The organism is Lysobacter sp. CA199 (genome assembly GCF_052078715.1).
Taxonomy (GTDB): Bacteria; Pseudomonadota; Gammaproteobacteria; order Xanthomonadales; family Xanthomonadaceae; genus Lysobacter.
Genome location: NZ_JBQJIL010000013.1, coordinates 122831 through 149710 on the forward strand (window position 1 = coordinate 122831; position 26880 = coordinate 149710).

The 26880-nt window shown below is 67.2% G+C and carries 26 protein-coding genes and 1 pseudogene; 18 read left to right on the forward strand and 9 right to left on the reverse strand.

Annotated features, from left to right (window positions below):
* Nucleotides 1-215 precede the first annotated feature (215 nt).
* Nucleotides 216-644: a hypothetical protein gene (locus ACTOWJ_RS23020; RefSeq protein ID WP_441336954.1), complete on the reverse strand. Its 429-nt coding sequence runs from the start codon at nucleotides 642-644 to the stop codon at nucleotides 216-218.
* An 85-nt stretch (nucleotides 645-729) separates the two neighbouring features.
* Here ACTOWJ_RS23020 and ACTOWJ_RS23025 point away from each other — a divergent pair, with 85 nt between their 5' ends.
* From ACTOWJ_RS23025 to ACTOWJ_RS23035, 3 genes are all read left to right on the forward strand, one after another.
* Nucleotides 730-2025, forward strand: coding sequence for an NAD(P)/FAD-dependent oxidoreductase (locus tag ACTOWJ_RS23025; protein ID WP_441336955.1), 1296 nt, complete (start codon nucleotides 730-732; stop codon nucleotides 2023-2025).
* Nucleotides 2022-2387 (forward strand): tRNA-binding protein, encoded by a 366-nt coding sequence (locus ACTOWJ_RS23030; RefSeq protein WP_441336956.1) that lies wholly within the window; start codon nucleotides 2022-2024, stop codon nucleotides 2385-2387. Before ACTOWJ_RS23025 ends, ACTOWJ_RS23030 begins: the two co-directional genes overlap by 4 nt.
* Before the next feature lie 294 nt (nucleotides 2388-2681).
* Nucleotides 2682-2981 carry a hypothetical protein gene (locus ACTOWJ_RS23035; RefSeq protein ID WP_441336957.1) on the forward strand — a complete coding sequence of 100 codons (300 nt, stop codon included), beginning with the start codon at nucleotides 2682-2684 and terminating at the stop codon, nucleotides 2979-2981.
* A gap of 163 nt (nucleotides 2982-3144) precedes the next feature.
* On the opposite strand, the gene ACTOWJ_RS23040 is transcribed toward ACTOWJ_RS23035, so the two are convergent.
* The 4 genes from ACTOWJ_RS23040 to ACTOWJ_RS23055 form a co-directional block, all read right to left on the reverse strand.
* Nucleotides 3145-3879, reverse strand: coding sequence for a methyltransferase family protein (locus ACTOWJ_RS23040; protein WP_441336958.1), 735 nt, complete (start codon nucleotides 3877-3879; stop codon nucleotides 3145-3147).
* Between the two features lie 184 nt (nucleotides 3880-4063).
* Nucleotides 4064-5269, reverse strand: coding sequence for an acetyl-CoA C-acyltransferase (locus ACTOWJ_RS23045; RefSeq protein WP_441336959.1), 1206 nt, complete (start codon nucleotides 5267-5269; stop codon nucleotides 4064-4066).
* A gap of 27 nt (nucleotides 5270-5296) precedes the next feature.
* On the reverse strand, nucleotides 5297-7672 hold the full coding sequence (locus ACTOWJ_RS23050; RefSeq protein ID WP_441336960.1) for a 3-hydroxyacyl-CoA dehydrogenase/enoyl-CoA hydratase family protein: 2376 nt from the start codon (nucleotides 7670-7672) through the stop codon (nucleotides 5297-5299).
* 143 nt (nucleotides 7673-7815) lie between these two features.
* Entirely contained in the window at nucleotides 7816-8436 is a 621-nt protein-coding gene (locus ACTOWJ_RS23055) for a TetR/AcrR family transcriptional regulator (protein WP_441336961.1), read from the reverse strand.
* A 440-nt stretch (nucleotides 8437-8876) separates the two neighbouring features.
* On the opposite strand from ACTOWJ_RS23055, the gene ndk reads away from it, so the two are divergent.
* The 11 genes from ndk to ACTOWJ_RS23110 all read left to right on the forward strand — a co-directional run bounded on the left by ndk (nucleotide 8877) and on the right by ACTOWJ_RS23110 (nucleotide 20496).
* Nucleotides 8877-9302, forward strand: coding sequence for a nucleoside-diphosphate kinase (gene ndk, locus ACTOWJ_RS23060; RefSeq protein ID WP_441336962.1), 426 nt, complete (start codon nucleotides 8877-8879; stop codon nucleotides 9300-9302).
* Between the two features lie 141 nt (nucleotides 9303-9443).
* Nucleotides 9444-10637, forward strand: coding sequence for a 23S rRNA (adenine(2503)-C(2))-methyltransferase RlmN (gene rlmN / locus ACTOWJ_RS23065; RefSeq protein ID WP_441337089.1), 1194 nt, complete (start codon nucleotides 9444-9446; stop codon nucleotides 10635-10637).
* Complete coding sequence (gene pilW / locus ACTOWJ_RS23070; RefSeq protein WP_441336963.1) at nucleotides 10624-11478, forward strand: type IV pilus biogenesis/stability protein PilW; 855 nt, start codon at nucleotides 10624-10626, stop codon at nucleotides 11476-11478. The genes rlmN and pilW overlap by 14 nt, the downstream gene beginning before the upstream one ends.
* Nucleotides 11475-12302 carry a helix-turn-helix domain-containing protein gene (locus ACTOWJ_RS23075; RefSeq protein WP_441336964.1) on the forward strand — a complete coding sequence of 276 codons (828 nt, stop codon included), beginning with the start codon at nucleotides 11475-11477 and terminating at the stop codon, nucleotides 12300-12302. Before pilW ends, ACTOWJ_RS23075 begins: the two co-directional genes overlap by 4 nt.
* A gap of 136 nt (nucleotides 12303-12438) precedes the next feature.
* Nucleotides 12439-13068, forward strand: coding sequence for a YfgM family protein (locus ACTOWJ_RS23080; protein ID WP_441336965.1), 630 nt, complete (start codon nucleotides 12439-12441; stop codon nucleotides 13066-13068).
* Nucleotides 13069-13085: 17 nt separating this feature from the next.
* The gene (gene bamB / locus ACTOWJ_RS23085; RefSeq protein ID WP_441337090.1) at nucleotides 13086-14300 is read left to right on the forward strand and encodes an outer membrane protein assembly factor BamB; all 1215 of its coding nucleotides are present in this window, start codon (nucleotides 13086-13088) and stop codon (nucleotides 14298-14300) included.
* A gap of 336 nt (nucleotides 14301-14636) precedes the next feature.
* Nucleotides 14637-16037, forward strand: a complete 1401-nt coding sequence (gene der, locus ACTOWJ_RS23090) for a ribosome biogenesis GTPase Der (RefSeq protein WP_441336966.1) — start codon at nucleotides 14637-14639, stop codon at nucleotides 16035-16037.
* Between the two features lie 629 nt (nucleotides 16038-16666).
* Nucleotides 16667-17257: a molybdenum cofactor guanylyltransferase gene (gene mobA / locus ACTOWJ_RS23095; protein ID WP_441336967.1), complete on the forward strand. Its 591-nt coding sequence runs from the start codon at nucleotides 16667-16669 to the stop codon at nucleotides 17255-17257.
* Between the two features lie 36 nt (nucleotides 17258-17293).
* Nucleotides 17294-18514, forward strand: coding sequence for a molybdopterin molybdotransferase MoeA (locus tag ACTOWJ_RS23100; protein ID WP_441336968.1), 1221 nt, complete (start codon nucleotides 17294-17296; stop codon nucleotides 18512-18514).
* A gap of 82 nt (nucleotides 18515-18596) precedes the next feature.
* Nucleotides 18597-19733: a molybdopterin-synthase adenylyltransferase MoeB gene (gene moeB, locus ACTOWJ_RS23105; RefSeq protein ID WP_441336969.1), complete on the forward strand. Its 1137-nt coding sequence runs from the start codon at nucleotides 18597-18599 to the stop codon at nucleotides 19731-19733.
* A 127-nt stretch (nucleotides 19734-19860) separates the two neighbouring features.
* Entirely contained in the window at nucleotides 19861-20496 is a 636-nt protein-coding gene (locus tag ACTOWJ_RS23110; RefSeq protein WP_441336970.1) for a chorismate mutase, read from the forward strand.
* Between the two features lie 15 nt (nucleotides 20497-20511).
* Here ACTOWJ_RS23110 and ACTOWJ_RS23115 read toward each other — a convergent pair.
* A pseudogene (locus ACTOWJ_RS23115) lies at nucleotides 20512-20655 on the reverse strand (DUF6053 domain-containing protein); the annotation flags it as partial.
* Between ACTOWJ_RS23115 and ACTOWJ_RS23120 the strand changes: the two are divergent.
* Nucleotides 20615-21058: a DUF6053 domain-containing protein gene (locus tag ACTOWJ_RS23120; RefSeq protein ID WP_441337091.1), complete on the forward strand. Its 444-nt coding sequence runs from the start codon at nucleotides 20615-20617 to the stop codon at nucleotides 21056-21058. The pseudogene ACTOWJ_RS23115 and the gene ACTOWJ_RS23120 overlap by 41 nt on opposite strands.
* Here the strand turns inward: ACTOWJ_RS23120 and ACTOWJ_RS23125 are convergent.
* Complete coding sequence (locus ACTOWJ_RS23125) at nucleotides 20944-21312, reverse strand: RidA family protein (RefSeq protein ID WP_441336971.1); 369 nt, start codon at nucleotides 21310-21312, stop codon at nucleotides 20944-20946. The genes ACTOWJ_RS23120 and ACTOWJ_RS23125 overlap by 115 nt on opposite strands.
* A gap of 80 nt (nucleotides 21313-21392) precedes the next feature.
* Nucleotides 21393-22172, reverse strand: a complete 780-nt coding sequence (locus tag ACTOWJ_RS23130; RefSeq protein WP_441336972.1) for an alpha/beta hydrolase — start codon at nucleotides 22170-22172, stop codon at nucleotides 21393-21395.
* A gap of 275 nt (nucleotides 22173-22447) precedes the next feature.
* Here ACTOWJ_RS23130 and ACTOWJ_RS23135 point away from each other — a divergent pair, with 275 nt between their 5' ends.
* Entirely contained in the window at nucleotides 22448-23503 is a 1056-nt protein-coding gene (locus tag ACTOWJ_RS23135; RefSeq protein WP_441336973.1) for a DUF2272 domain-containing protein, read from the forward strand.
* Nucleotides 23504-23770: 267 nt separating this feature from the next.
* On the opposite strand, the gene ACTOWJ_RS23140 is transcribed toward ACTOWJ_RS23135, so the two are convergent.
* Nucleotides 23771-24106 (reverse strand): DUF1244 domain-containing protein, encoded by a 336-nt coding sequence (locus ACTOWJ_RS23140; RefSeq protein WP_441336974.1) that lies wholly within the window; start codon nucleotides 24104-24106, stop codon nucleotides 23771-23773.
* 102 nt (nucleotides 24107-24208) lie between these two features.
* Here ACTOWJ_RS23140 and folD point away from each other — a divergent pair, with 102 nt between their 5' ends.
* Both folD and guaB read left to right on the forward strand, forming a co-directional pair.
* Nucleotides 24209-25087: a bifunctional methylenetetrahydrofolate dehydrogenase/methenyltetrahydrofolate cyclohydrolase FolD gene (folD, locus tag ACTOWJ_RS23145; protein ID WP_441336975.1), complete on the forward strand. Its 879-nt coding sequence runs from the start codon at nucleotides 24209-24211 to the stop codon at nucleotides 25085-25087.
* 303 nt (nucleotides 25088-25390) lie between these two features.
* Nucleotides 25391-26848, forward strand: coding sequence for an IMP dehydrogenase (gene guaB, locus ACTOWJ_RS23150; RefSeq protein ID WP_441336976.1), 1458 nt, complete (start codon nucleotides 25391-25393; stop codon nucleotides 26846-26848).
* Nucleotides 26849-26880: the final 32 nt, after the last annotated feature.

Genomic DNA, 26880 nt, shown 5'->3' on the forward strand with positions numbered 1-26880 from the left:
AAGATCTACATGTTGGAGTCCTTCTCCCGCTTGCGGGAGAAGGTGGCCCGGAGGGCCGGATGAGGGTACGCGAAGTTTCTAGCTTGCGGCGCGCGCCGGAAGTCGTGGGCCCTCACCCCAGCCCTCTCCCGCAAGCGGGAGAGGGAGTAGGTCGCAGCGACGGCTTGTAAGCTTCCACGTTCCATTCGGCGCCGAAATCAGCGCTAAGCCCAGCGTCAGCTGAGCCAAACCCAAGCGACCAACGCCGCAACCCCGAACAACCCCGCGCCATACTGCGCGACCCGCCCGATGCGTTCGGTCCGCCGCGACCAATCCTGCGCGGCGCGGTCGCGCAGCACCCGCACGTCGCGGTAGGTTTTCCAGGCGCGCGGCGGAAAACGCTGCTCCTGGCGCGCGGCCGAACCCAGGCGGCGCAGGCTGCGGCCCCACAACAGCAGCGGGACCACCGGCGAGGCGAGCAATCCGGCGATCGCCCAACGCAACCAGCGTCGCGCCTGCGCAGCATCGCCGCCGCTCGCCCGGGCTTGCACGATCTGCAGCCATTCGTGCAATTGCCATAGCCCGACCGCGCACAGGCACAGCAGCGCCAGCAACAGTCGGAGGCTGCGTCTGCGGTAGGCTAGGTCGGCGCGGTGGATGTCCATCGTCTGCGATCTCGGCAAGCACGGCGCGGTCCGCGATGGGCCCCTCGCTGTCGACTGGCCGCCATCAAACCGTTCCGATCCACCCATGTCCATACCCGCCGAAAACTACTACCGCGCCAGTCTCGACCAGGATCGCCGGTGGCCGGCGCTCGAGGGCGCGGCTCGGGCGAGGGTGTGTGTGATCGGCGGCGGGTTCGCCGGGCTCAATACTGCCTTGGGCCTGGCCGAGCGCGGCGTGGATGAGGTGACGCTGATCGAAGCGCAGCGCGTCGGCCACGGCGCTTCCGGGCGTAACGGCGGTTTCGTGTTCGGCGGATTTTCGCGCGGCGAAGACGCGTTGCTGCGCGAGCTCGGGCCGCAACGCGCGCGCGCTTTGTATGCGGGCACGCTCGAAGCGGTGGAACTGATCCGTTCGCGCATCCACCGCCATGGCATCGACTGCGATGCGACCGAAGCCGGCATCATCTGGGCCAATTGGTTCCGCGATCAACAGGTGCTGCGTTCGCGCCAGCGCCTGCTGGCGGAGCATTACGACACCCATTGGCAGTGGTGGCCGCGCGAGCGTCTGCGCGAACGCGTGCACAGTCAGCGTTATTTCGACGGCTTGTTCGAACCGCAGGCATTCCATTTTCATCCGCTCAAATACGCCCACGGCCTGGCCGGATTGGCGCAAGCGCGTGGCGTGCGCGTGCACGAAGCCACGCCCGCGATCGGGCTCGAACGCAGCTCGGCGGGCTGGCGCGTGCGCACGCCGCACGGCGACATCCAGGCCGAACAGGTGGTGCTGGCCTGCGGCGGTTATCTGGCCGGTCTGCGTCGCGAGGTGGATGCGGCGGTGATGCCGATCGCGACCTACGTCATGGTCACCGAGCCCTTGGGCGCGCGCCTGGACAGCGCCCTGCACACGCGCGCGGCGGTCTACGACAGCCGTTTCGCCTTCGATTACTACCGGCCGCTGGCCGATACGCGGCTGCTGTGGGGCGGGCGCATTTCGGTGCGCGACCGCTCGCCGGGCGAGGTGCAGCGGTTGCTGTATCGCGACTTGCTCAAGGTGTTCCCGCAATTGGCCGGCGCGCGGATCGATTACGCCTGGTCCGGCCTGATGAGTTATGCGCGGCATCAGATGCCGCAGATTGGACGGGTCGACGACGGATTGTGGCTGGCCCAGGCCTTCGGCGGTCACGGGGTGGCGCCGACCACCTTCGCCGGCGAGGTCTTGGCTGCGGCGATCGCGCACGGCGACGAGCGCTGGCGCGAGCTGTCCGACTACGGCCTGGTCTCGGCGATGAAACCCGCCGGCCTGTTGGCCGCTCAGTTAAGTTACGGCTGGGCGCAGTTCAAGGATTGGTGGAAGGACAAGACAGAAGGAACCCGGACATGAGTCAGGATCAAACCGGCGCGACCGCCGAGCACGCATCGATCGCTTGGAGCGACTTCGAGAAAGTCGTGTTGTGCGCGGGCACCGTGCTGCAGGTCGAGGAATTTCCGCAGGCGCGCAAGCCGGCGTGGAAGCTGTGGGTGGATTTCGGCCCCTATGGCACGCGCAAGACCAGCGCGCAGATCCGTCATCTGTATGCGGCGGAGGATCTCGTGGGCCGCCAGATCGTCGGGGTGATCAATTTCCCGCCCAAGCAGATCGGGCCGTTCGTGTCGGAGTTCTTGCTGACCGGGTTTCCGACCGAAGAGGGCGTGGTCATCACGACCATCGAGCGGCCGGTGCCGAATGGGACGCGGCTGGCCTGAGGGCGAGTGGGGCAGTGACGCGGTATGGATGGGACGTGGCCCATGGCCTGCGGTGTAAGCCGGTTTGCGCGGTCGCGGCTCGCGCCGCTCCTGCAACCGCCAACGCCGGCCCGGTTTCTTCCTGTAGGAGCGGCGCAAGCCGCGACCGCGACGAGCAGGCTGACGGCGCGGCCTTGCGTCAGATAGCCAGCTTCATTAAGTAAAATTAATCCCAAGAACACGCATTCGGTGTGTATCGATTGCTAGCATCGCCCTGCGATCCACGTTCCGGTCGCGTTCCAGGGAGATTTCGCCATGCGCCGTACGCTCGCCGTTTCGCTCGCCGCCGTTCTGTTGTCCCTGAGTCTGGGCGCGATCGCCGCGCCGCAGCCCGCGCCCGCGGCGCAACCGACCACGGGTAAATCCGCGCCGGCCGTCGCACCCGCCGCCGCTCCGGCCGCCAAGGCCAGCGTCGCGCCGGCCAAGGTTGCCCCGGCCAAGGCCGCGACCGAGCGCTGCCGCGACGACAAGGGCAAGTTCATCGCCTGTGCCAAGAAGGCCGAAACCAAGCGTTGCCGCGACGACAAGGGCAAGTTCACCGCCTGCCCGAAATAAGCGCCGCGCAACCGCGTCTGTTTAGTCCGTCCGGCCCGCCGCGCCTGGCAGCGCTCGCGTCGACGACCCGCTCCGGCGGACGTTGATCGTCCGTCGGAGTTTTTATCTTTCTCGCCGGAGTTTTGCGCTTCGCGCGCGCGCGGCCGGTCAACCGCTCATCGGCCTAGAACAAGCCCGGCAACAACCACCAACTGCGCTTCTTGTACGCCGACCATTCCGGGTATCGCGACATGCTCGCTTCCTTGAGCGCCATGTTCACAGCGAACAGGCCCAGCCACACCCAGGCCAGCACCAGCGCCGGCAGCCAGTGCCAGACCATCAGCGCGAAGCTGCCGTAGATCATGATCTCGCCGAGATAATTCGGATGGCGCACGTAGCGGAACATGCCGTCGGTGATCAGTCCGGCGCGCAGGCGCAGGGTGAAATACTTCTGCGCATCGGCGGCGATCATGATCGCGCAGCCCACGATGCACAGGCTGATGCACAAACAGAACCAGACCGGCGCCGGCAGCGGATAGTCCGGCGGCGTCGGCGCGGAAATCAGCAGCCAGCCGAACACCCAGTACCAGCCGAGCACGCTCGCGAACGCATTGATGCCGCCGCCGATAGTGACCTTGACCTGCCAACTCGGATCGGGGAACGCGACGTCCTTGATGATCCACACCAGGCCGTAGCTGCCGTGCATCGCCAGGTAGATCCACGCGGCGGTGGACGTGTTCTGGTAGTAGGCGATCAAGGCGCCTAGAAAGACGAAGGTGCCGGCTTTCTGGAAATTGACCACCCAGGCGAGCTTCCACGGACGCGGGCCGCCGAGAAAGTCCTGCGACAGGTAGTGGGTGAACCGGCGCATGGCTACGGCCCAACCGGGCGCGGGGGTGGACGGGGACGAGGGGCTCATCGGGGTTGCGCTCCGAAGGATGTCCGGCGATCGACGCCGATCATCTCATCCCATCATGGGCGAGGCGCCGGACCCAGGGGCGGATCTCGGCCAAATGCGCGAACGCCCACCCCTCGGCGCCGGCAAAACAAAACCCCGGGTCGCCCCGGGGTTCTGATTGAAGCTCAGCGGACTGCCGCGCCGCTTACAGCGATTCGAACACGCCTGCCGCGCCCATGCCGGTGCCGATGCACATGGTCACCAGGCCGTACTTCTGCTTACGGCGTTGCAGACCATGCACGATCGTCGCGGTGCGGATCGCGCCGGTCGCACCGAGCGGGTGGCCGAGCGCGATCGCGCCGCCGAGCGGGTTGACCTTGGACGGGTCCAGGCCGCTGTCGCGGATCACCGCCAGGGCCTGCGCGGCGAAGGCTTCGTTGAGCTCGATCCAGTCGATCTGGTCCTGGCTCAGGCCGGCCTGCTTGAGCGCCTTGGGAATCGCCGCGATCGGGCCGATGCCCATCACTTCCGGACGCACGCCGGCGACCGAGAAGCTGACGAAGCGCGCGAGCGGGGTCAGGCCGTAATCCTTCACCGCCTGGCCCGAGGCCAGCAGCACGGCGGCGGCGCCGTCGCTCATCTGCGAACTCGTACCGGCGGTCACGCTGCCGCCGAACTGGCCGTTGCGGAACACCGGCTTGAGCTTGCCCAGCGCTTCCAGCGACGCATCCGGACGCGGACCTTCGTCGAGTTCGACCAGTGTCTTGCGCAGCTTGATCAGATTGCCGGACAGATCGGGCTGGTGCGAGATCACTTCATACGGGCTGATTTCGCTCTTGAACTCGCCCGCGGCCTGCGCGGCGATCGCCTTTTGATGCGAGGCGAGGGCGAACGCATCCTGATCCTCGCGCGAGATATTCCATTCCTCGGCGACCTTCTCGGCGGTGATGCCCATGCCGTAGGCGATGGCGACGTGGTCGTCGTTGAACACGCTCGGCGACAGCGCGACCTTGTTGCCCATCATCGGCACCATCGACATCGACTCGGTGCCGCCGGCCAAGACCAGATCGGAATTGCCCAGACGGATTTCGTTGGCGGCCAGCGCCACGGCCTGCAGGCCGGACGAGCAGAAGCGGTTGATGGTCTGCGCGGCGATCGTGTTGGGCAGGCCGGCCAGCAGCACGCCGATGCGCGCCACGTTCATGCCTTGCTCGCCCTCGGGCATGGCGCAGCCGATGATCGCGTCGTCGATGCGGTTCAGATCGATGCCCGGCGCCTGCGCGACGACCGACTTGAGCACATGCGCGAGCATGTCGTCGGGACGGGTATTGCGGAACACGCCGCGCGGGGCCTTGCCGACCGGGGTACGGGTGGCGGCGACGATGTAGGCGTCTTGAACTTGCTTGGTCATGTCTATGATTCCTGTAGTCGTCGTCGCTTAGTTACGCAGCGGCTTGCCGGTCTTGAGCATGTGCGCGATGCGCTCCTGCGTCTTGGGCATCTGCGCCAAGGCCACGAAGTGTTCGCGTTCGAGCTTGAGCAGCCATTGCTCGTCGACCAGCGCGCCGCGGTCGACTTCGCCGCCGCAGATCACGGTGGCGATGCGGGTGGCGATCTCGTAGTCGTGCGGCGAGATGAAGCGGCCTTCGAGCATGTTCACCAGCATCATCTTGAATGTGGCGATACCGACGTCGCCGGCGACCTGGATGCGGCGGCCCGGCAGCGGCGGGCGGTAGCCGCTTTCGGCCAGCGCGCGCGCCTGCGCCTTGGCCACGTGCAGCAGTTCGAACGCGTTGAACACCACGCGGTCGCCTTCGCGGGCCAGCTTGAGTTCGCGCGCTTCGAAGGCCGAGGTCGAGACCTTGCCCATCGCCACGCTCTCGAACGCGGTCTTGAGCTCGGCGAACACGTCGCCGCCCGGACCGGCCGCTTCAGAAGCACGCACCGCGAATTCCTTCAGACCGCCACCGGCCGGCAGCAGGCCGACGCCGGCCTCGACCAAGCCGATGTAGCTTTCCAGCGCGAACACGCTGCGCGCCGAATGCATCTGGAATTCGCAACCGCCGCCGAGCGCGAGACCGCGCACCGCCGCGACCACCGGCACCAGCGAGTACTTGATGCGCTGGCTGGTGGCCTGGAAGTTGGCGACCATTGCATCGAAGCCCTTCAGATCGCCGGCCTGCAGCAGGCCCAGCGCGCCGGACAGATCGGCGCCGGCCGAGAACGGCTCCTTCGGCTGCCAGATCACCACGCCCTTGAACTTCTTCTCGGCGAGGGCGATGGCTTCCTGGATTCCGTTGAGCACATGGTCGTTGACCGTGTGCATCTTGGTCTTGAAGCTGATCACCGCGATGTCGTCGCCTTCATCGGCCCACAGGCGGATGCCGTCGTTCTCGAACACGGTCTGGCCCTGCGAGAACTTCTCGCCGAGCAGCGCGTCGGGGAAACGCTGACGCGCGTACACCGGGTTGGACGAACGCGGCACCTGCGCGCCGCGGCCCGGGCTGAAGCTGCCGTCCTTGCTGTGCACGCCTTCGCGGCCGTCGAACACCCAGTTCGGCAGCGCGGCGCTGGCCATCGCCTTGCCGGCGACGATGTCTTCGGCGATCCAGTCGGCGACCTGCTTCCAGCCCGAGGCCTGCCAGGTTTCGAACGGGCCCAGCGACCAGCCGTAGCCCCAGCGCATGGCGAAATCGACGTCGCGCGCGGTGTCGGCGATCGATTCCAGATGGAAGGCGCTGTAGTGGAAGGTGTCGCGGAAGGTCGCCCACAGGAACTGCGCCTGCGCATTGGTGCTGGCGCGCAGCGCGGCGAACTTCTTGGCCGGATCTTTTTCCTTGAGCAGCGCCGCGACGTCGGCGTCGAGTTCGCCGGCGCTGATGCGGTAGTCCTGCGCCTTCAGGTCCAGGACCAGGATGTCCTTGCCCTTCTTGGTGTAGAAACCGGCGCCGGCCTTCTGGCCCAGCGCGCCTTTTTCGACCAGCGCGCTCAACCACTTGGGCGCCTTGAAGTACTGATGCCACGGATCGTCGGGCAGGGTGTCGGCCATGGTCTTGATGACGTGGGCCATGGTATCCAGACCGACCACGTCGGCGGTGCGGTAGGTCGCCGACTTGGGACGGCCGATGGCCGGGCCGGTCAGCGCGTCGACGGTGTCGAAGCCCAGGCCGAATTGTTCCGTGTGATGCATCGCGGCAAGCATCGAGAACACGCCGACGCGGTTGCCGATGAAGTTCGGGGTGTCCTTGGCGATCACCACACCCTTGCCGAGCGTCGTGGTCAGGAACGTTTCCAGGCCTTCCAGCACCGAGGCGTCGGTGGTCTTGGCCGGGATCAGCTCGGCCAGATGCATGTAGCGCGGCGGGTTGAAGAAATGCACGCCGAGGAAGCGGTGACGCAGCTGTTCGGGCAGCACTTCGGCGAGCTTGTTGATGCCCAGGCCCGAGGTGTTGGAAGCCAGCACCGCGTGGTCGGGCACGTGTGCGGCGATCTTCTTGTACAGGTCCTGCTTCCAATCCATGCGTTCGGCGATCGCTTCGATCACCAGGTCGCAACCGGCCAGCAGTTCCAGGCCGGTGTCGTAGTTGGCGGCGGTCAGGCGCTCGGCCAGGGCCTTGCTGGCCAGCGGCGCCGGGCTGAGCTTGGCCAGGTTGGCGATGGCCTTGTTGACGATGCCGTTGGGGTCGCCCTCTTTGGCGGCCAGATCGAACAGGACCGTGTCGACGCCGGCGTTGGTGAGGTGCGCGGCGATCTGGGCGCCCATGACGCCGGCCCCGAGGACCGCGGCGCGACGGACTAGCAATTGGTTGGACATCGTCTACAACTCCTTGAAGGAATTCGAGAATCTGGGACGTGGCGAGGGGGAGGGACTCGCTCGTTAAGAGCGGGCGGGTGAAATCGCCGGTGCACTGGGCACGCCGGCGGCGCCGGTCCCCGCCGGGACCGGGCCTGCGCCGCTCAGCTCTTGAAGCCGGCGGCGGCGAAACGGATCAGTTCGCGCGCGGCGCGTTCACGATGCGCCGACTCGGTGACGCCAGCGGGACGCTTGATCAGGCCGAAGTCGGCCATGGCGTAGGTCAGCGACCCGGCCAGGAAATCCAGGCGCCAGTACAGTTCTTCCTTGGTCAGCCCCGGCACCGCCACGGCGATGGCCTTGGCGAACTCGCGCAGCACGTGGCCATAGTGGTCGGACAGGAACTTGCGCAGGCTGTCGTTCTTTTCGGCGTAGGCGCGGGCGATCACCCGCACGAAGGCGCCGCCGCCGTTGCGGTCCTGGGCCAGCGCCAGGGCCGGCTGCACGAAGGCCGCCAGGATCGGCTCCAACTCGCCCGGATGTTGGGCCGTCGCGGCCTTGAGCGCACTCATGCGCTGCTCGGTCATCTCGTCCATGCGCCGGCGGAATACCTCGTTGACCAGGTTTTCCTTGCTGCCGAAGTGGTAGTTGACCGCGGCGATGTTGACGTCGGCGCGGCTGGTGACCTGGCGCAGCGAGGTGCCGGTGAAGCCGAACTGGGCGAACAACTCTTCGGCGGCGCCGAGGATGCGGTCCTTGGTCGAGAAATGAGCGGTGCTGGACATGCGGACGGGCGGACTCCGGGAGCGGGGGATGGCCCGGCGCGGGCGGGGCCGGGCGCGGGTCGTGGACGCTGGTCTTGTCTTAAAGCGGCGGCATGAATCAAACGCTTGTTTGATGCTAGTCCCAGGGCGTGGCGGCGTCAATCCACCCAAGGAGGACGGACTGAGCCGGATCTGGCGGTTGGCGTGCCGGGTGGACCGGTGCGGTGTGTCGCGCGTCGCAAATCGTCTGCGCGATCTCGTTCCGGAGGCGAGGCACCGGGTCGGCGCCCCGCGGCAAGGGGCTCGCCAAACCAGCGCGCCGTCGCATCCGGGATGTGGCGGCGAGCGCGTGGTTACATGTAGAATTACGGGAGCCATATCGGCTAAACCCGCGTTTCGTCGCGGGTTTTCTGTTATTCTCAGGGCCGACCGCAAGCGGCCCGCCTACCCGGAGACTTTCCATGGCGCTGGAGCGCACCCTGTCCATCATCAAGCCCGACGCCGTCGCCAAGAACGTCGTGGGTGAGATCTACGCCCGTTTCGAGAAGGCCGGCCTCAAGGTCGTTGCCGCCAAGATGAAGCACCTGTCCAAGCAGGAAGCGGAAGGCTTCTACGCGGTGCATCGCGAGCGTCCGTTCTTCGCCTCGCTGGTCGAGTTCATGATCAGCGGCCCGGTGATGATCCAGACCCTGCAGGGCGACAACGCCGTGCTCAAGCACCGCGACCTGATGGGCGCCACCAATCCGAAGGACGCCGCGCCGGGCACCATCCGCGCCGACTTCGCCGACAGCATCGACGCCAATGCCGTGCACGGTTCGGACAGCCTGGAGAACGCCGCGATCGAAATCGCGTACTTCTTCCCGGCCACCGACGTGTACGCGCGCTAAGCAACACGTTACGAGACCCCAGTGAACGACATCCGCGACAACGCAAACGATCTTCCGCTCGCCGGCGACACGCAGACGACGGAATCGGCCGCGCGCGCGCGGATTCCGATCGCTCAGGTCGAGGCCGAGACGACGGCGCCGATATCCTTCGGCGCCGCCGTCCCCGACAACGGCAAGACCAATCTGTTCGATCTCGACCGCGTTCAACTCGAAGACTTCTTTGAGCAGACCCTGGGCGAGAAGCGCTACCGCGCGCATCAGGTGATGAAGTGGATCCATCACCGTTACGTCACCGACTTCAACGACATGACCGACCTGGGCAAGGTGCTGCGCGCCAAGCTCGAAGCGCATGCGCAAGTGCGCGCGCCGATGGTCGTGTTCGACAAGCCTTCCACCGACGGCACCCACAAGTGGCTGCTCGGCATGGACCCCAAGAACGCCATCGAGGCGGTCTTCATCCCCGACAAGGGCCGGGGCACGTTGTGCGTGTCTTCGCAGGTCGGTTGCGCCTTGAACTGCCAGTTCTGTTCGACCGCGACCCAGGGCTTCAACCGCAATCTGACGACCGCCGAGATCATCGGCCAGGTCTGGGTCGCGGCGCGTCACCTGGGCAATGTCCCGCATCAGCAGCGCAAGCTCACCAACGTGGTGATGATGGGCATGGGCGAGCCGCTGGCGAATTTCGACAACGTCGTGCGCGCGATGAGCATCATGCGCGACGATCTAGGCTACGGCCTGGCCAACAAGCGCGTGACCCTGTCGACCGCCGGCATGGTGCCGATGATCGACAAGCTCGGCGAGGTCAGCGACGTCTCGCTCGCGGTCTCGCTGCACGCGGCCAACGACGAGTTGCGCAGCCAGCTGGTGCCGCTCAACAAGAAATACCCGATCGAACAACTGATGGAAGCCTGCGTGCGTTACGCACTGCGCAAGCGCGGCACCTCGGTCACCTTCGAGTACACCCTGATGAAGGGCGTCAACGATCAGCCCACGCACGCGCGCCAGCTGGTCCGTCTGCTGCGTCAGTTCGACAACGCGGTGCAGATGAAGGATGCCGCCAAGGTCAATCTGATCCCGTTCAACCCGTTCCCGGGCACCCGTTTCGAACGTCCGGACGAAGCGGCGATCCGCGCATTCCAAAAGCTGCTCAACGATGCCGGCATGATCGCGCCGGTGCGGCGTACGCGCGGCGACGATATCGACGCCGCGTGCGGCCAGCTCAAGGGCCAGGTCATGGACCGCACCCGGCGCCAGACCGAGTTCCGTAAACAACTGCAGGCCCAGGGGCTGGACGGCAACGGCACGGACAGGGACATCGGCCATGCCGCGGCTTGATCCGGCACAGCGGGCCGTGGTCGGCGCGCGCATGCGCGGCGTGGCGATGCTGGTGCTGGTCGTGCTGGCGGTCAGCGCCTGCAACCGGCTCAGCTTCATTCGGCCGAACATGGAGCGCAAAGGCTACGAGCAGGTCGCGCCGACCTACGACTTCAGTGACAAGCGCAAGGCGGCCGGCGGCGAGAGCGCCGCGATGGGACGGGTGCTGTCGGCGCAGCACTTTCTGCAGACCGGCGATGTGGCCAAGGCCCGCGACGAGCTCAAGCAGGCGCTCAAGTTCGATCCCAAGTCGGCCGAGGCCTACAGCCTGATGGCGCTGCTGGCCGAGCGCGACGGCAAGGGCGCCGAAGCCGGCGGCTACTACCGCAAGGCGACCGAACTGGCGCCGACCCGGGGCGCGGCGCTGAACAATTACGGCGTGTGGCTGTGCGGTAACCGGCGGGCCAGCGAGGCGATGGGTTACTTCGATCGTGCTATGACCGATCCCGAGTACAACAGCCCGGCGGTGGCCTTGGCCAACAGCGGCGCCTGCGCCGATCAGCTGGGGCAGGGCGAACGCGCCGATCGCGATCTGCGCATGGCCTTGTCGCTCGATCCGAGCAGCACCCTGGCGCTGAGCGCGATGGCCAAGCGGCAACTGCGTCTGGGCAATGCCTTCGAGGCGCGGGCTTTTTCTGAACGGCGCTTAGCTCTTGAGCCTATTTCAGCTGAAGCGCTGATGACTGCGTCACAAATCGAACAAAAACTCGGCGACAGGGCAGCCGCCGCGAGATACGTTCAGCGAATGAGGGCGGAGTTCCCTGACGCGCAGGGCTCCGAATCGGGGGATGGCGGTAAGTGATGATGCAGTCGAACGAATTCGCGCCTGATGGCGGCGGAAGCTGTGGCGCGCGTCTTAAACAGGCTCGCGAGGCGGCGGGGCTGTCCATAGAGGAAGTGGCCGCGCGGCTCAAAATGCCGTCGCGCGTCGTCCAATCGTTGGAAAACGACGATATCGCCAGCATCGGCGCGCCGGTGTTCGTGCGCGGCCAATTGCGCAGCTATGCGCGTCTGGTCGGCATCGACCTGGAAAGCCAGCTCAGTGGCACGCCGGTCGCATCGACCGCGCCGTCGGAACTGATCAGCCATACCCACACGCCGCGCTATCGCCGCGTGTTCGAGCAAACCACTCGCCGGGCCGTTTACATCGTCATGACCGCGGCCATCGCGGTGCCGATCTGGATCGCCACGCGTCATCCCAGCAGCAACTCCACCGTGCAATCGCTGGACATGGCCACGATTCCGGCCGGTTCCAGCGCGGTCGCGCCCGAGCCGGGCGCGAATCGGCAACCGGCCGCCACGCCGCCGCAGCGCACGCCGCTGATCGCTTCGATGGCACCGCCGCTGCCCGCGCAGGCGGTCAAGACCCTGAGTTTCAAGTTCAGCGGCGACAGTTGGGTGCAGATCGTCGGCACCGACGGCAGCAAGCTGGAAGAAGGCATCCTCGGCGCAGGCCAGGAGCGCAGCTACACCCCCAGCGACGTCGCCAGCGTGCGTCTGGGCAACACCTCCGCGGTCGAAGTCCGCAACGCCGGCCAACCGGTCGATCTGGCGCCGTTCAGCCGCGCGAACGTCGCGCGCTTTACGCTATCCTCTGACGGTTCCCTCGCGCCGGTCTCTGACTGACCCGCTGCGCGGGTCCGCGAACACCCTCATCGGCCCGACGCTGCGATAAGTGCGGCATCGGGCCGGTCCATTACGGCCCATTCCGCCGCGTCCGCGCGGTGGCGGGCCGTTTCAGTCAGCTTAGCGACGGCGCATCATGGCGATAGACGACCTGCTCGACGAACACGAACAAAGCGAACGCGTACTGTCCTGGCTGCGCGCCAACGGCGCCGGCCTGATCGGCGGCATCGCCCTGGGCCTGGCCGCGATCGGCGGTTGGAAGTGGTGGGGCAACCATCAGCTCGAACAGCACGGCAAGGCCGCTTCCGAGTTCCAGGCCGCGGTCGATGCGGTCGGCGCCAAGGACAAGGCCGCCGCGACCAAGGTCAAGGCGTTGCCTGCGGGCATGTACCAGACCCTGGCCGCGTTGGAACTGGCCAAATCGCAGGTCGAGGCCGACCAGCGCGACGTCGCCATCGCTACTTTGCAGGGCATCAAGACCGACGACGCGGCCATGGCCGACATCGTCACCCAGCGCCTGGCGCGTTTGCTGATCGACGCCAAGAAGCCCGCCGAAGCGGTCAAGCTGCTCGGCAAGTCGACCTCGCCGATGGCGATCGAAGTGCGCGGCGACGCGCAGTTCGCGCTCGGCAAGGCCGATCTGGCCCGCAACGAATACAACGCCGCGCTCGGCAAGCTCGACCAAGCCTCGCCGCGTCGCCGCCTGCTCGAACTCAAGCTCACCGAAGCCGGCGGCACGCCGGTCAAGCCCGAGGCCAAGTCTTAATGATCCAAGCCCAGAAGATGTCCTCCGGCGCCGCTGTCCGCGCCACCGCCGCTGTCGTGCTGTGCGCTTTCGCGCTGAGCGGCTGCTCCACCGTCAAGGGCTGGTTCGGCGGCAAGAAGAAGGACGACGGCAAGCCCAACGAGCCGACCGAACTCACCGACATCACCCCCAGCATCAAGGTCGACAAGATCTGGTCGGTCAACGCCGGCAAGGGCGAGGACCGGATCGGCGTGGGCCAGGGCCCGACCGTCGCCGACGGCCGCGTGTATGCGGCCGCGATCAAGGGCGGCGTGCACGCCTACGATCTGCTCAGCGGCAAGGAAGTCTGGCATTACGTGCCGATGCGCAAGGACAAGGACAAGAAGGACAAGGAAATCCGCCTGTCCGGCGGTCCCGGTGCGGGCGAAGGCCTGGTCGTGATCGGCGGTCTGGACGGCGAAGTGATCGCGCTCGACGCGGCCACCGGCGCGGAGAAGTGGACCGCCAAGGTCACCAATGAAGTCATCGCCGCGCCGACCATCGGTTTGGGCATGGTGTTCGTGCGCTCCAACGACGGCCGGGTCACCGCGTTCGATACGGCCAGCGGCGAGCGTCGCTGGTTCTGGAATCACGAAGTGCCGATGCTGTCGGTGCGCGGCAACGGTTCGCCGGTTCTCGGCCCGGGCTACGTGTTCGTCGGCAACGACGACGGCACGCTCAGCGCGCTGGCCGCCGGCGACGGCAACAGCACCTGGGATCAGGCGGTGTCGCAGCCCGAAGGCCGCAGCGAACTCGATCGCATGGCCGACGTCGACGGCACCCCGGTGCTGGAAGGCACCACGCTGTTCGCGAGCAGCTTCAAGAAACACACCGTCGCCATCGATGCGCCGAGCGGCCGTCCGCTGTGGTCGAGCGAACACGGCGGCGTCGGCCGCGTGGGCGTGAGCGCCGACAAAGTGGTGGTCAGCGATCCGACCGGCATCGTTTACGGCCTGGACAAGAGCGGCGGCAGCGCATTGTGGTCGCAGCCCTCGCTGGCGCGCCGCAATCTGACCGGCGCGGCGGTGCAGGGCGATTACGCGGTGGTCGGCGATTTCGACGGCTACGTGCATTGGATGAAGCTCGACACCGGCGAGTTCGCCGCGCGCGCGCGCGCCGGCGGCAAGCCGCTCAAGGCCGCCCCGGTGGTCGCCGACGGCGTGCTGATCGTGCAGAACGTCAAGGGCGAGCTGACCGCGTTCAAGTTGCAGTGAAGCCGGGATTCGAGATTGGGGATTAGGGATTCGAACGGCGCCGAACGGCGGTTCGCGGATCCCCATCCTCCACTTATCCTGGCAGTACGCGGCCCGGATCGGCGATCAGCCGAGCCGGGCCGTTCGTTTTGAGTGGCCGCGTAGGTTCCCTTTATCAAGCGTCGAATGGTCCTGGCGGACCGTCATCGCCTCGTTTTACCGACGCGTTCGCGGCCGCTCTGGCACTATGTAGGCCATTGGCACCCGCAAAATCGGTGCCGCACGGCAACAACGGCCGCGCAGAACGTCCGTTCTGCGACTCCCAAATCCCGAATCTCGAATCCCGGCTCCTCAATCATGCTGCCCCTAGTCGCCCTCGTTGGCCGCCCCAACGTCGGAAAATCCACCCTGTTCAACGCGCTTACGCGCAGCCGCGACGCGCTCGTCCACGACGAGCCGGGCGTCACCCGCGACCGCCACTACGGCGTCTGCCGGCCCGAGGGCCAGCGCCCGTTCGCGGTCGTGGACACCGGCGGCATCGCCGGCAAGGACGAGGGTCTGGCCGGCGCGACCGCGCGCCAGGCGCGCGCCGCGGCCGAAGAGGCCGATCTGGTGCTGTTCGTGGTCGACGGCCGCGAAGGCGCCTCGGCGCTGGACGACGAGATACTGGCCTGGCTGCGCAAGTCCGCGCGGCCGACCCTGCTGGTGGTCAACAAGACCGACGGCCTCGACGCACGCGCGGCGATCAACGATTTCGCCCGCTACGGCATCCGCGACGCGATCGCGGTGTCGTCCGCGCACCGTCAGGGCATCGACGAACTGTTGGCCGAGGTGTTCGCGCGTCTGCCCGAAGAAGGCACCACGGCCGAGCTCGACAACGATCCCAACCGCGTGCGCGTGGCCTTCATTGGCCGTCCGAACGTGGGCAAGTCGACCCTGGTCAACCGTCTGCTCGGCGAGGAGCGGATGATCGCGTCCGACGTGCCCGGCACCACCCGCGACTCGGTCGCCATCGACATGGAGCGCGACGGCCGCCTGTACCGGTTGGTCGACACCGCCGGCGTGCGGCGCAAGTCCAAGGTCGAGGAAGCGGTCGAGAAGTTTTCGATCATCAAGACCCTGCAGGCGATCGAGCAGTGCCAGGTCGCGGTGGTCATGCTCGACGCCGGCGAAGGCGTAACCGATCAGGACGCCAGCGTGCTCGGCTATGCGCTCGATGCCGGCCGCGCGCTGGTGGTCGCGGTCAACAAGTGGGACGGGCAGACCGAATATCAGCGTCAGCAGACCGAAAACCTGTTGCAGCGCAAGCTGGCCTTCGTCGAATGGGCCGAACCGGTGCGCATCAGCGCCAAGCACGGCTCGGGCCTGCGCGAACTGTTCGCTGCGATCCATCGCGCGCATGCCTCGGCGACCATCGAGATCGGCACCAGCGAAGTCACCAAGGCGATGGAAATCGCCTACGAAACCAATCCGCCGCCGGTGGTGCGCGGGCATGTGCCCAAGCTGCGCTTCGCCCATCCGGCCGGGACCAATCCGCCGACCTTCGTGGTGCACGGCACCCGGTTGCGCACGCTCAGCGACAGCTACAAACGCTATCTGGAGAATTTCTTCCGCAAGCGTTTCAAGCTGGTCGGCACGCCGGTGCGGTTCGTGTTCAAGGAAGGCAGCAACCCGTACGAAGGCAAGAAGAACGTGCTGACCGAACGGCAGGTGGCGAAGAAGAAGCGACTGATCCGGCACGTCAAGCGCGGGAAGTAAGTTTGGCGGCTCGGGCTGCTTCGCCATCGCTGCGAGCCGCATCGCGTCTCGTGTCGGGGCTGAAGCCCCTCCCACAAAAAACCTCGCGGCCCGCGAGGTTTTTTGTTTGCCTAACCGGCTCGAAATGTATTGCGCCAGCCATCACGAGGCGACGCAAAGCTTCGGACCTGGCAATCTCAGCCCAACGCCTCATCCCCCGCGCCCGCCGAAGTCTTTTGTGGGAGGGGCTTGAGCCCCGACTCGCAGCCTCACCGACGATGCAAGCGCGAGGCGACGCAAAGCTTCGGACCTCGCAAGCTCAGCCTGACGCCTCATCCCCCGCGCCCGCCCGAAGTCTTTTGTGGGAGGGGCTTGAGCCCCGACTCGCAGCCTCACCGACGACGCAAGCGCGAGGCGGCGCAAAGCTTCGGACCTCGCAAGCTCAGCCTGACGCCTCATCCCCCGCGCCCGCCCGAAGTCTTTTGTGGGAGGGGCTTGAGCCCCGACTCGCAACCTCACCGACGATGCAAGCGCGAAGCCATGCCGACCTTCGTAAGTCGCGTCCTTAGCGTGACGGTCCAGCCACGACTCGCGCACGGATCAATGGGCACAATACGAGGCGAACCCCGCTGGCCCCGAACGCATTGCCCATGAGCATCGGCACCTTTGAACTGAGCCTGGGTCTGTTGGCCGGCGGCCGCGCTTCGCGGCTGGGCGGCATCGACAAGGCTTGGCTGCGGCGCGACGGCCGGGCGCAGGTGCTGCGCTTGGCCGAGTGCTATGCGCCGCGGGTCGCCCAGATGCTGGTCAGCGCCAATCGCGATCTGGAGCGCTACGCCGCCAACGGTCTGCGCGCGGTCGCCGACGCGGCGCCGGATCTCGGCCCGCTCGGCGGCCTCGATGCGCTGGCCGCGACCTGCACGACGCCATGGCTGTTCACCCTGCCGGTGGATGCGGTCAACCTGGATGCGGATCTGCTGCCCGTGCTGATCGCTGCGCAGACGGGGCAGGGCGCCTATGCCGTAGACGACGACGGCGTGCAGCCCTTGTTCGCGTTGTGGCCGGTGGCGGCATTGCGCGATGGCCTGAAGCTGGCGTTCGCGCAGCGCCGCTTGGCCGTGCGCGAACTGCAGGCCGCACTCGGCATGGCCGCGGTGCGCCGTGATGGCCTACGCTTCGGCAATCTCAATACGCCCGACGATCTGGCCGCGGCCGGCTTCGTCGCCGACCCGGATCCGTGAACCAGACCGCGCCACGCGGTCGCAAAGCGAGCGCCTATGAACGATTTTCCGACCGGCTTGTTGTTTGATGACGCGATGGGGATCGTGGCCCAGGTCGCGGCCGAGCATCGCTTGGACCGCGAATTCCTCGCGTTACCGCGAAGTCACGGGCGGGTGTTGGCGCAGGACGTGGATGCGCCGCTGTCGCTGCCGCCGTTCGACAACAGCGCGATGGACGGTTTCGCCCTGCGCCATGCCGATCTGGACGGCGAGCACACCGCCCTGAGCCTGATCGGCGAGCAGTTCGCCGGTCTGTCGGTGGGATTGAGCGTGGGCGCCGGCCAGTGCGCGCGCATCACCACCGGCGCGCCGCTGCCGGCCGGCGCCGACACGGTTGCGATCAAAGAGAACGTGCGCATCGAAGGCGATCGGGTGATCGTGCCGACGCTCGCGCGCGGGCAGAACGTGCGCTACGCGGCCGAAGACGTCCGCGAGGGCGAGCGCGTGCTGCGCACCGGGCAAGTGCTCGCGCCCGCGCGGGTGTCGCTGGCGGCCTCGTTGGGACTGGCTGGCCTGAGCGTGCACCGGCGGCCGACGGTGGCGGTATTCACCAGCGGCGACGAACTGGTCGAGCCGGGCATGCCGTTGGCGCCGGGGCAGATCTACGACAGCAACCGGGACCTGTTGATGGGGCTGCTGCGCGCCGACGGGCTGGAGCCGACCGCGTGGCCGCGTCTGCGCGACGATCCCAAGCAGGTCGAGATCGCGCTGCGCGACGCGGCCTGCGCCTTCGACCTGGTGTTCACCTGCGGCGCGGTCTCGGCCGGCGAGAAAGATCACATCCCGGCGGTGCTGGGCGAGTTCGGCCGCATCCATTTTTGGAAGGTGAAGATGCGCCCGGGCATGCCGTTGCTGTTCGCCAGCATGGATCAGGCGCGGTTCCTGGGCTTGCCCGGCAATCCGGTCTCGGTGATGGCGACGTATCTCAGCTTCGGCCGCGCCTTGATCGACGGTCTGCAGGGCCGTGCCGAGCCGCGCCCGACCTGGCGTGCGCGCCTGGTCGGTTCGATCGAGAAGACCCACCCGCGTCGCGAGTTCATCCGCGCCCGTTTGTTCAGCGGCGAAGACGGGAGTTTGCGGGTCGATCCCAATCCGGCGACCGGTTCGCACCGGCTGCGCGCGGCGGCCGATTCGGATGCGCTGATGGTGGTGCCCGAGGGGCCGCAGCGCCTGGGCGAGGGTGCGGTGATGGAGGTGTTGCCGTATGCGTTGGGCTGAGTAGTCGGCTTGCGGGCCTCCACGCAACACACCGTCGCGCGGCCTCTGCCCCGACGCTCTCGCGACAAGCGATAATCGCCGCATGAGCATCGAACAGATTTCCCCGGCGCAGGCGCGTCAGCGGCAACAGGCCGGCGCGATCCTGATCGACGTGCGCGAGGCCCACGAACGCGCCGCCGGTCACGCCGAACACTCCCTGGGCATCGCCAAGGACGCGCTGGAAGCCGATCCGGACGCGAATCTGCCCGACCGCGGCGCCGAGATCGTGCTGATCTGCCAATCCGGCGCGCGTTCGTTGCGCGCGGCGCAGCGCTTGCTCGAAGCCGGTTACGCCCGCGTGGCTTCGGTCGACGGCGGCACCGCGCGCTGGATCGCCGAAGGCCTGCTGATGGTGGTGTCGGAGCAATCCGAAGCCGACCGCGATTTCTACGACCGTTATTCACGCCATCTGCGCCTGCCCGAGGTCGGCGAGGCCGGCCAGCGCAAGCTGCAGGCCGCGCGCGTGGCGATGGTCGGCGCCGGCGGGCTGGGATCGCCGGCCGCGTTCTATCTGGCCGCCGCCGGCGTCGGTACCTTGATGCTGGCCGACGACGACGTGGTCGACCGCAGCAATCTGCAACGGCAGATCCTGCACACCGAAGACCGCATCGGCGTGGCCAAGGTCGAGTCGGCGCGTATCGCGCTGAACGCCTTGAATCCGCGGGTGCAGGTCGAGACCTTCGCCGAGCGTATTACCTCCGACAACGTCGAGCGCCTGATCGCCGACGCCGATGTGGTCTTCGACGGCGCGGATAATTTTCCGGTGCGTTATCTGCTCAACGATGCCTGCGTGAAACTCGGCAAGCCGTTGGTGTACGGCGCGATCCATCGTTTCGAAGGCCAGGTCAGCGTGTTCGACGCCGGCCGCCATCGCGGCGCGTGCCCGTGCTATCGCTGCCTGTTTCCGCAACCGCCGCCGCCGGAGGCCGCGCCCAACTGCGCCGAGGCCGGTGTGCTCGGCGTGCTGCCGGGCGTGGTCGGGCTGATCCAGGCCACCGAAGTGGTCAAGCTGATCCTGGGCCTGGGCGAGTCGCTGGCTGGACGTTTGCTGCACTTCGACGCCTTGGGCATGCGCATGCGCGAGACCCGGCTGCGTCCCGACCCGGATTGCCCGGTGTGCGCGACGGGGCGGGCGTTTCCCGGTTATATCGATTATCAGGCGTTCTGCGCCGCGCAATAGGGCGGGCAGGGCGCGTTGTGTCGAACCGGGCGCGGACCTTCGCTGTGCGTTTCACGCGGCCTGGCCGCGCTGGACCGTGGCATGTTTTGATCGGCGATTGCTCTCATCCTTGCAAAGAGATCCGCGAATGATCCGACCTGTCGGCGGCGCGAGCGACCCGGGCCGCCACTCCACCCCGCGACCGCTGCGCGTTGCCGCTCGATGGCTGCCGACGATCGCCGCGATCGCGACGCTGTCGTTCGCCGCGATGGCGGCCTGCGCGGCCGAACCGGCGACCGAGTCAGATGCGGCCTTGCAGCGTCTGGCCGATCTGAGCGCGCAGCGCCTGCTGCTGGCCGACACGGTCGCGGCGAGCAAACGCCAGTCCGGCAAACCGGTCGAAGACGCCGCGCGCGAGCAGTCGCAACTCGAAACGCTCGGCCAGCAGGCCGCCGCGCACGGACTCGTCCGCGAGCAGGCGACGGCGTTCTTCAAGGCGCAGATCGAGGCCAACAAACTGGTGCAGTACCGCTTGCTGGCCGAGCCGGCTCGTGCGGGTCGGCCGGCCGCACCGATCGATCTGGCGCCGGTGCGCGAGCGCCTGGACGGCATCAACGCGGATCTGCTCGACAGCCTGGCCCCGGCGTTGTCGGAGTCGCGCGGCGCGGCTTGTGTGCAGCGCACCGATCGGGCCCAGCGGCAGGCCGCGCGGCGCCATCGGCTCGACGAGTTGCATCGCATCGCGCTGTCGCGCGCATTCGGCGATCTGTGTCGTATGCCTTGAAGCGGCTGCGTTGGATCACCGGCCTTGATGCGGTTGCCTTGAAGCAGCTGCGTTGAAGCAGTCGTGCCGTAGCGTCGGCCGATCCGCTTCGGCTGCGCGTCGAATTGCGAGGTCTGTTGTGGGAGGGGCTTCAGCCCCGACGCTTTTCGATCCGATCGCAGTGCGCTTTCACCGCATCGGGTCGAAAAGCGTCGGGGCTGAAGCCCCTCCCACAATAGGCCTCGCGCACGGCGCTCGGGTTTGCGAGTTCGCGCGCGACGACCGTTCGGGCGGATCATCGCCGAACCTCGAACCTCGAACCTCGAACCTCGAACCTCGAATCCCGAACCTCGAATCCCGAATCCCGAATCCCGAATCCCGATCCCGATCCCGATCCCGATCCCGATCCCGAATCCGAATCCGAATCCGAATCCGAATCCGAATAATCCGAATCCGCAGATCGTCCGCTCAGGCCGCCGCGACCGCCTCGATCTCGACCATCCAGCCTTCCTCGTACAAGTCGGTGATGACGACCGTCAGCGCCGGCGTGTGCGCGCCGAGGATTTCGTGGCGGATCTCGTAGTTGCGCTGGCGCAGCCGGCGCTCGCTGAGATACGTGGTGACCTTGACCAGATTGCTGAAATCCATCCCGGCCTGTTTGAGCTGATGCTCGACGTTGGCCCAGGCGCGCCGGCACTGACCGTCGAAGTCCTTGGGCAGCACGCATTTCTCGCACTGGGGCAACTGGCCGCTGATGAACAACAAGCGCTGGAAACCGCTGATCTCGTGCGCTTGTGCATACGAAACTTGGGTGGGCTGGATCGCGTTGCGTTCCATGGTCGCGCCTTCGTGGTTGTGAAACGGTAGGGAGCGCGCGTAACCGGCCGGACTTCGCCGGTGTCAGCGCGCCGTTTCGCTCAGTCGATGAACTCCTTCAACGCCTGACCGTACTCGGGATACAGAGCGATGTTGTGATGGTCTGCGCCTTTCAGCTGGACCACGTCTACGCCCTGCGGGCGGGTTTGCAAGGAATGGATCAGGCGGCTGGTGTTGGCCGGCGGGATCACGTCGTCGGCGGTCGCGCGCACCACCAGGATCGGGCCGAAATAGCCGCGCAGATTGGTGATGGAATCGTAACGGTCGCGCACCAGCCAACGGGTCGGCAGCCAACTGTAATGCGCCTGCGCGGTTTCGCTGAGGCTGTCGAACGGCGTCACCAGCGCCAGCCGATGCACCGGCCGCTTGCCGGCGACATAGCTGGCCACGCCGCTGCCCAGGCTGCGGCCGATCACCGCGACCGGTTGCTTGGGATGCTCGCGCGCGACCTGGTCGAAGATCGCCAGCGCATCGGCGAACAAGGCCGTTTCCTCGGGCGCGCCGTCGCTGGCGCCGAAGCCGCGGTAGGACAGCAGGTAGATCGTGCGGTCGGGAAACCACTGCGCCAGCGTCTCGCGCATGTTCTCGACGCGCTCGGCGTTGCCGCCGAAATAGATCAGCGCCTTGTCGCGTCCGCTGTTGAGGCGCCAGCCGCGCAGCACGATGTCGCCGCGCTCGACCGTGTAGTCGGTCATGTCCGAGCCGAGCCGGGTGCCTTGCGGGAAATACATCAGTTCGCGTTGTTTGAAATACATCCAGCCGCAGATGCTGAGGTATCCAGCGGCGGCCACGCCGGCGATAGCGGCGAGGGATTGGAGCATGCGGGGGTTGCGTGCCATCGATGCGGAAGCCTTCCTAGCGGGGCGGGAGACGCACCGTCTGCGGCCGCAAGAGGCCGCGAATGCGGTGTGCGATGGCTGCGACGATAACCCGCCGCGCCGATGCCCGCCAGCGCAGCGTGGACACGGCGCGCTCGCGCGATCACGCGACTTGCACGGACAATGACTAGGCTGGCCGCAGGCGGCTCATTCGAAGTCCTGCCGAGCAACCCTGCATTCGCGCGTGGCGCGGACGCATCGCCCTCCGGAGATCGATGATGTCGCACAAGTTCGCCCTGGCTTTGCCCATTCTGGCCGCACTGGCCGCGTTGGGCGCGCCGTTCACCTCGGCGCGGGCCGCCGATGCCTGTCCGGCGCTGCGCGCGCAGGGCGGCGCGGCCGATGCGGCGACCCGCGTCGCCGCGGCTGCCTGCCAGGAAAATCTGCAGTGGTTCCGGCCCTTCATCGACACCCAGGGCCGGCTGGCCAGCGCGACCCTCAGCGAGGCCGAGACCTCGCGCCTGGAAGACGGCGCCACCGAAACCTGGCGCCGTGTCGCCGGCTACTGGCGCGACACCGGCCTGCTGCAGCGTATGAGCGGGTTCGCCGGCGCCGACCAGTGCTTCGATCCTTACGGCAGCGGTTACTCGACCGTGGCCTGCCGCGCGTTCCTGATCGACAACCCGTGGTCGGCCGCATTCGTCTCCTACGTGATGATGAAGGCCGGCGTGCCGGGTTTCCGGCCTTCGGCCAGCCATTACGACTATGTGCGCGATGCCTACCGCGCCCAGGACCAGAGCCCGTTCCTGTACCTGGATCCGGCCAGCTCGGCGGCCGCGCCTGGCGATCTGCTGTGCGCGGTGCGTTCCAGCAATCGGGTCTATGGCTATCAGGGATTGATGGCGGCGCTCGACGGCGCCGGCGGCGGGCTCAACATGCATTGCGACATCGTCGTCGCGGTCAATCCGGGCAACGACGGCAAGGCCTATCTGATCGGCGGCAACGTCCAGCAGGGCGCGACGATGCGGCTGATGGCGGTCAACCGCAACAACCAGTTCTGGCCGCTGCCGCTGCGCAGCGAGACCCAGGTCGAGTGCTCGCCCGACACCGCCGCAGCGTGCGATATGAACAAGCTCGACTGGGCGGTGTTGCTCAAGCTCAAGCCGGACGCTTCGCTGGCGCAACTGGTGCCGCCCGTGCCGTTGTTCGCGCCGCAGCAGGCGCCGGCCTCGCAGCAACCGTCGGGGTGCTGCGTGCAATGCGTGGTCGGGTCGGGGGTGCCGCGGTGTCCTAATCCGAATGCGCCAGGGATTCGTCCAGCCGAAGGGGGCTGATACTACTTGGCCAACCGAAGCGATGAACTTCGCTGAAGTTCTCCGACTGCTTCGGCCCAGGCGAGCCCGCGCGGGCACTGCAATGTCGCAGTCGGGGCTGAAGCCCCTCCCACAAAAAACCTCGCGGCGACGACGTTATTGCGGAATCTTTTGTGGGAGGGGCTTCAGCCCCGACTGCGAGATCGCAGCTACCGCGTGCTTTCGCCGTAGCCGCGGTGTCGCGGTCGCGGCTAGCGCCGCTCCTACACCCAGAATCCGCGCCGGCGCTCAGTCGTGGTGTTTTTGCGCGGCTTCGAACGCGGCCAGTTGCTCCGGCGTCGCGTCCTTCTGGAACTGGGCCTTCCATTCGCCGAACGGCATGCCGTAGATCGCTTCGCGGGCTTCGTCCTTGCTCATGGCGATGCCGCGCGCCTGCGCGGCTTCGCGGTACCAGTCGGCCAGGCAGTTGCGGCAGAAGCCGGCCAGGATCATCAGGTCGATGTTCTGCACGTCGCGGCGCTCGTGCATCAGGTGCGCGAGCAGGCGGCGGAAGGCGGCGGCCTCGATCGCGGTGGTCTCATGGTCCAAGGGGGCGTGCTCGGAGGGCGGGGCGGGGTGGCTCATGGCGGGGCTCGCGCTGCGATAGGTGGTGGAATCGGCGAATTCGCGCGGAAGAATCGGCGATAATGCGCGGCCCCGACTCTACCGCAGAGCCATCGACCCCGCATGACGTCCGCATCGCACCCGGCCCGCATTCTCGACGGCAAGCGCATCGCCGAAGACCTGCTCGACAATCTCAAGGCCCAGGTCGATGCGCGCGTCGCCGCCGGCCTGTCGCGACCCGGGCTGGCGGTGGTGCTGGTCGGCGCCGATCCGGCCTCCGCCGTGTACGTGCGCAACAAGCGCCGCGCCGCGCAGAAGGTCGGCATCCGCGCGATCGACTACGACCTGCCGGCCGATACCGGCAACGATCAACTCCTGGCCCTGATCGACCAGCTCAACGCCGATCCCGATGTCCACGGCATCCTGGTGCAGTTGCCGCTGCCGGACCGGCGCGACGCGACCGCGTTGATCCACCGCATCGATCCGAAGAAAGACGTGGACGGCTTCCATCCGGAAAACGTCGGTCATCTGGCGCTGCGCCAGTTCGGCCTGCGGCCGTGCACGCCGCGCGGCATCACCATGCTGCTGGGCTACACCGACCGGCCGGTGCGCGGGCAGAGCGCGACCATCGTCGGGGTCAGCAATCACGTCGGCCGGCCGATGGCGCTGGAGCTGATGATCGCCGGCTGTACGGTCACCAGCTGCCATAAATTCACCCCGCCGGCGGTGCTGGAAGCCTCGGTGCGCGGCGCCGACATCCTGGTGGTCGCGGCCGGCCGGCCTGGCCTGATCCCGGGCGAGTGGGTCAAGCCGGGGGCGGTGGTGATCGACGTGGGCATCAACCGCCTCGACGACGGCCGCCTGGTCGGCGACATCGGCTTCGAGGCCGCCGCCCAGCGCGCCAGCTGGATCACCCCGGTGCCCGGCGGGGTCGGGCCGATGACGGTCGCGACCTTGATGCAGAACACGCTGGAAGCGGCCGAGGCGGCGGGCCAGGCCTGATTCGCCAGTAAGGCCTGGGGCAGGCCAGATCAGGTCAGGATCGGGTTGGTTTGGGCTTCGAGGTCTTTTGTGGGAGGGGCTTTCAGCCCCGACTGCTTCAGCGGTGGCGAAGCCTCATGGAAGCCTCGCGGGTAAAGCAGTCGGGATTGAAAACCCCTCCCATAAAAGACTTCGGGCCTGCCAGAGGGCGGGGCCGGATTCACTGTGGGTGGAACGCCGATTTCCGCCACCAGAGCCCCAAAATTCAGCGCCCGACCCCCGGTTCGGGTTAGAATGGCGCGCTTCATCCTCCCGGGCCCGCCCATGCTGCGCATCCAGGCTGAAGCGCTTACTTACGACGATGTCTCTCTCGTCCCCGCGCATTCGAACGTCCTGCCTAAGGACGTAAATCTCTCCACCCGCCTGACCCGCGACCTGTCGATCCGTCTGCCGATTCTGTCGGCGGCCATGGACACGGTCAGCGAAGCCCGCCTCGCGATCGCGCTGGCGCAGCTCGGCGGCATCAGCATCCTGCACAAGAACATGAGCCTGGAAGCCCAGGCCGCGCAGGTCGCCAAGGTCAAGAAATTCGAGGCCGGGGTGATCCGCGAGCCGTTCACCGTGGGGCCGGCAACGACCATCGGCGAAGTGCTCAAGCTGACCCGCGCGCGCAATATCTCCGGCGTGCCGGTGGTCGATGGCGGCCAGCTGGTCGGCATCGTCACCAGCCGCGACATGCGCTTCGAGACCAAGCTCGACGATCCGGTCCGCCACATCATGACCAAGCGCGATCGCCTGGTCACCGTGCACGAAGGCGCCAGCGACGAAGAAGTGCTGCAGCTGTTGCACAAGCACCGCATCGAAAAAATCCTGGTGGTCAACGACGGCTTCGAGCTGCGCGGCCTGATCACGGTCAAGGACATCCAGAAAAAGACCGACAACCCCAACGCCGCCAAGGACAGCGCCGAGCGCTTGCTGGTCGGCGCGGCGGTCGGCGTCGGCGGCGACACCGAGGCGCGCGTGGAAGCCCTCGCCGCGGCTGGCGTCGACGTGATCGTGGTCGATACCGCGCACGGCCATTCGCAGGGCGTGCTCGACCGGGTGAAGTGGGTCAAGAAGAACTTCCCGCAGTTGCAGGTGATCGGCGGCAATATCGTCACCGGCGACGCGGCGTTGGCGTTGATGGATCACGGCGCCGATGCGGTCAAGGTCGGCGTGGGTCCGGGTTCGATCTGCACCACGCGCGTGGTCGCGGGCGTCGGCGTACCGCAGGTGACCGCGGTGGCGATGGTCGCCGAGGCGCTGCAGGATCGCATTCCGCTGATCGCCGACGGCGGCATTCGCTATTCGGGCGATATCGGCAAGGCGCTGGTCGCCGGCGCGTCCACGGTCATGGTCGGCGGCTTGTTCGCCGGCACCGAGGAAGCGCCGGGCGAAATCGAACTGTTCCAGGGCCGCAGCTACAAGAGCTATCGCGGCATGGGCAGCCTGGGCGCGATGGAGCAGGGCTCCAAGGACCGTTATTTCCAGGACGCCTCGGACGCCGACAAGCTGGTGCCCGAAGGCATCGAAGGCCGCGTGCCGTACCGCGGTTCGCTAGGCGGCGTGGTCCACCAACTCGCCGGCGGCCTGCGCGCGACGATGGGCTACGTGGGCTGCGCGACCATCGAGGAGATGCGCAAGAAGCCCAGCTTCGTGCGCATCACCAACGCCGGCGCGCGCGAGAGCCATGTGCACGATGTGCAGATCACCAAGGAACCGCCGAACTATCGCGCCGGCTGAAGCCGGCGCGCGGGATTCGGGATTGGGGATTT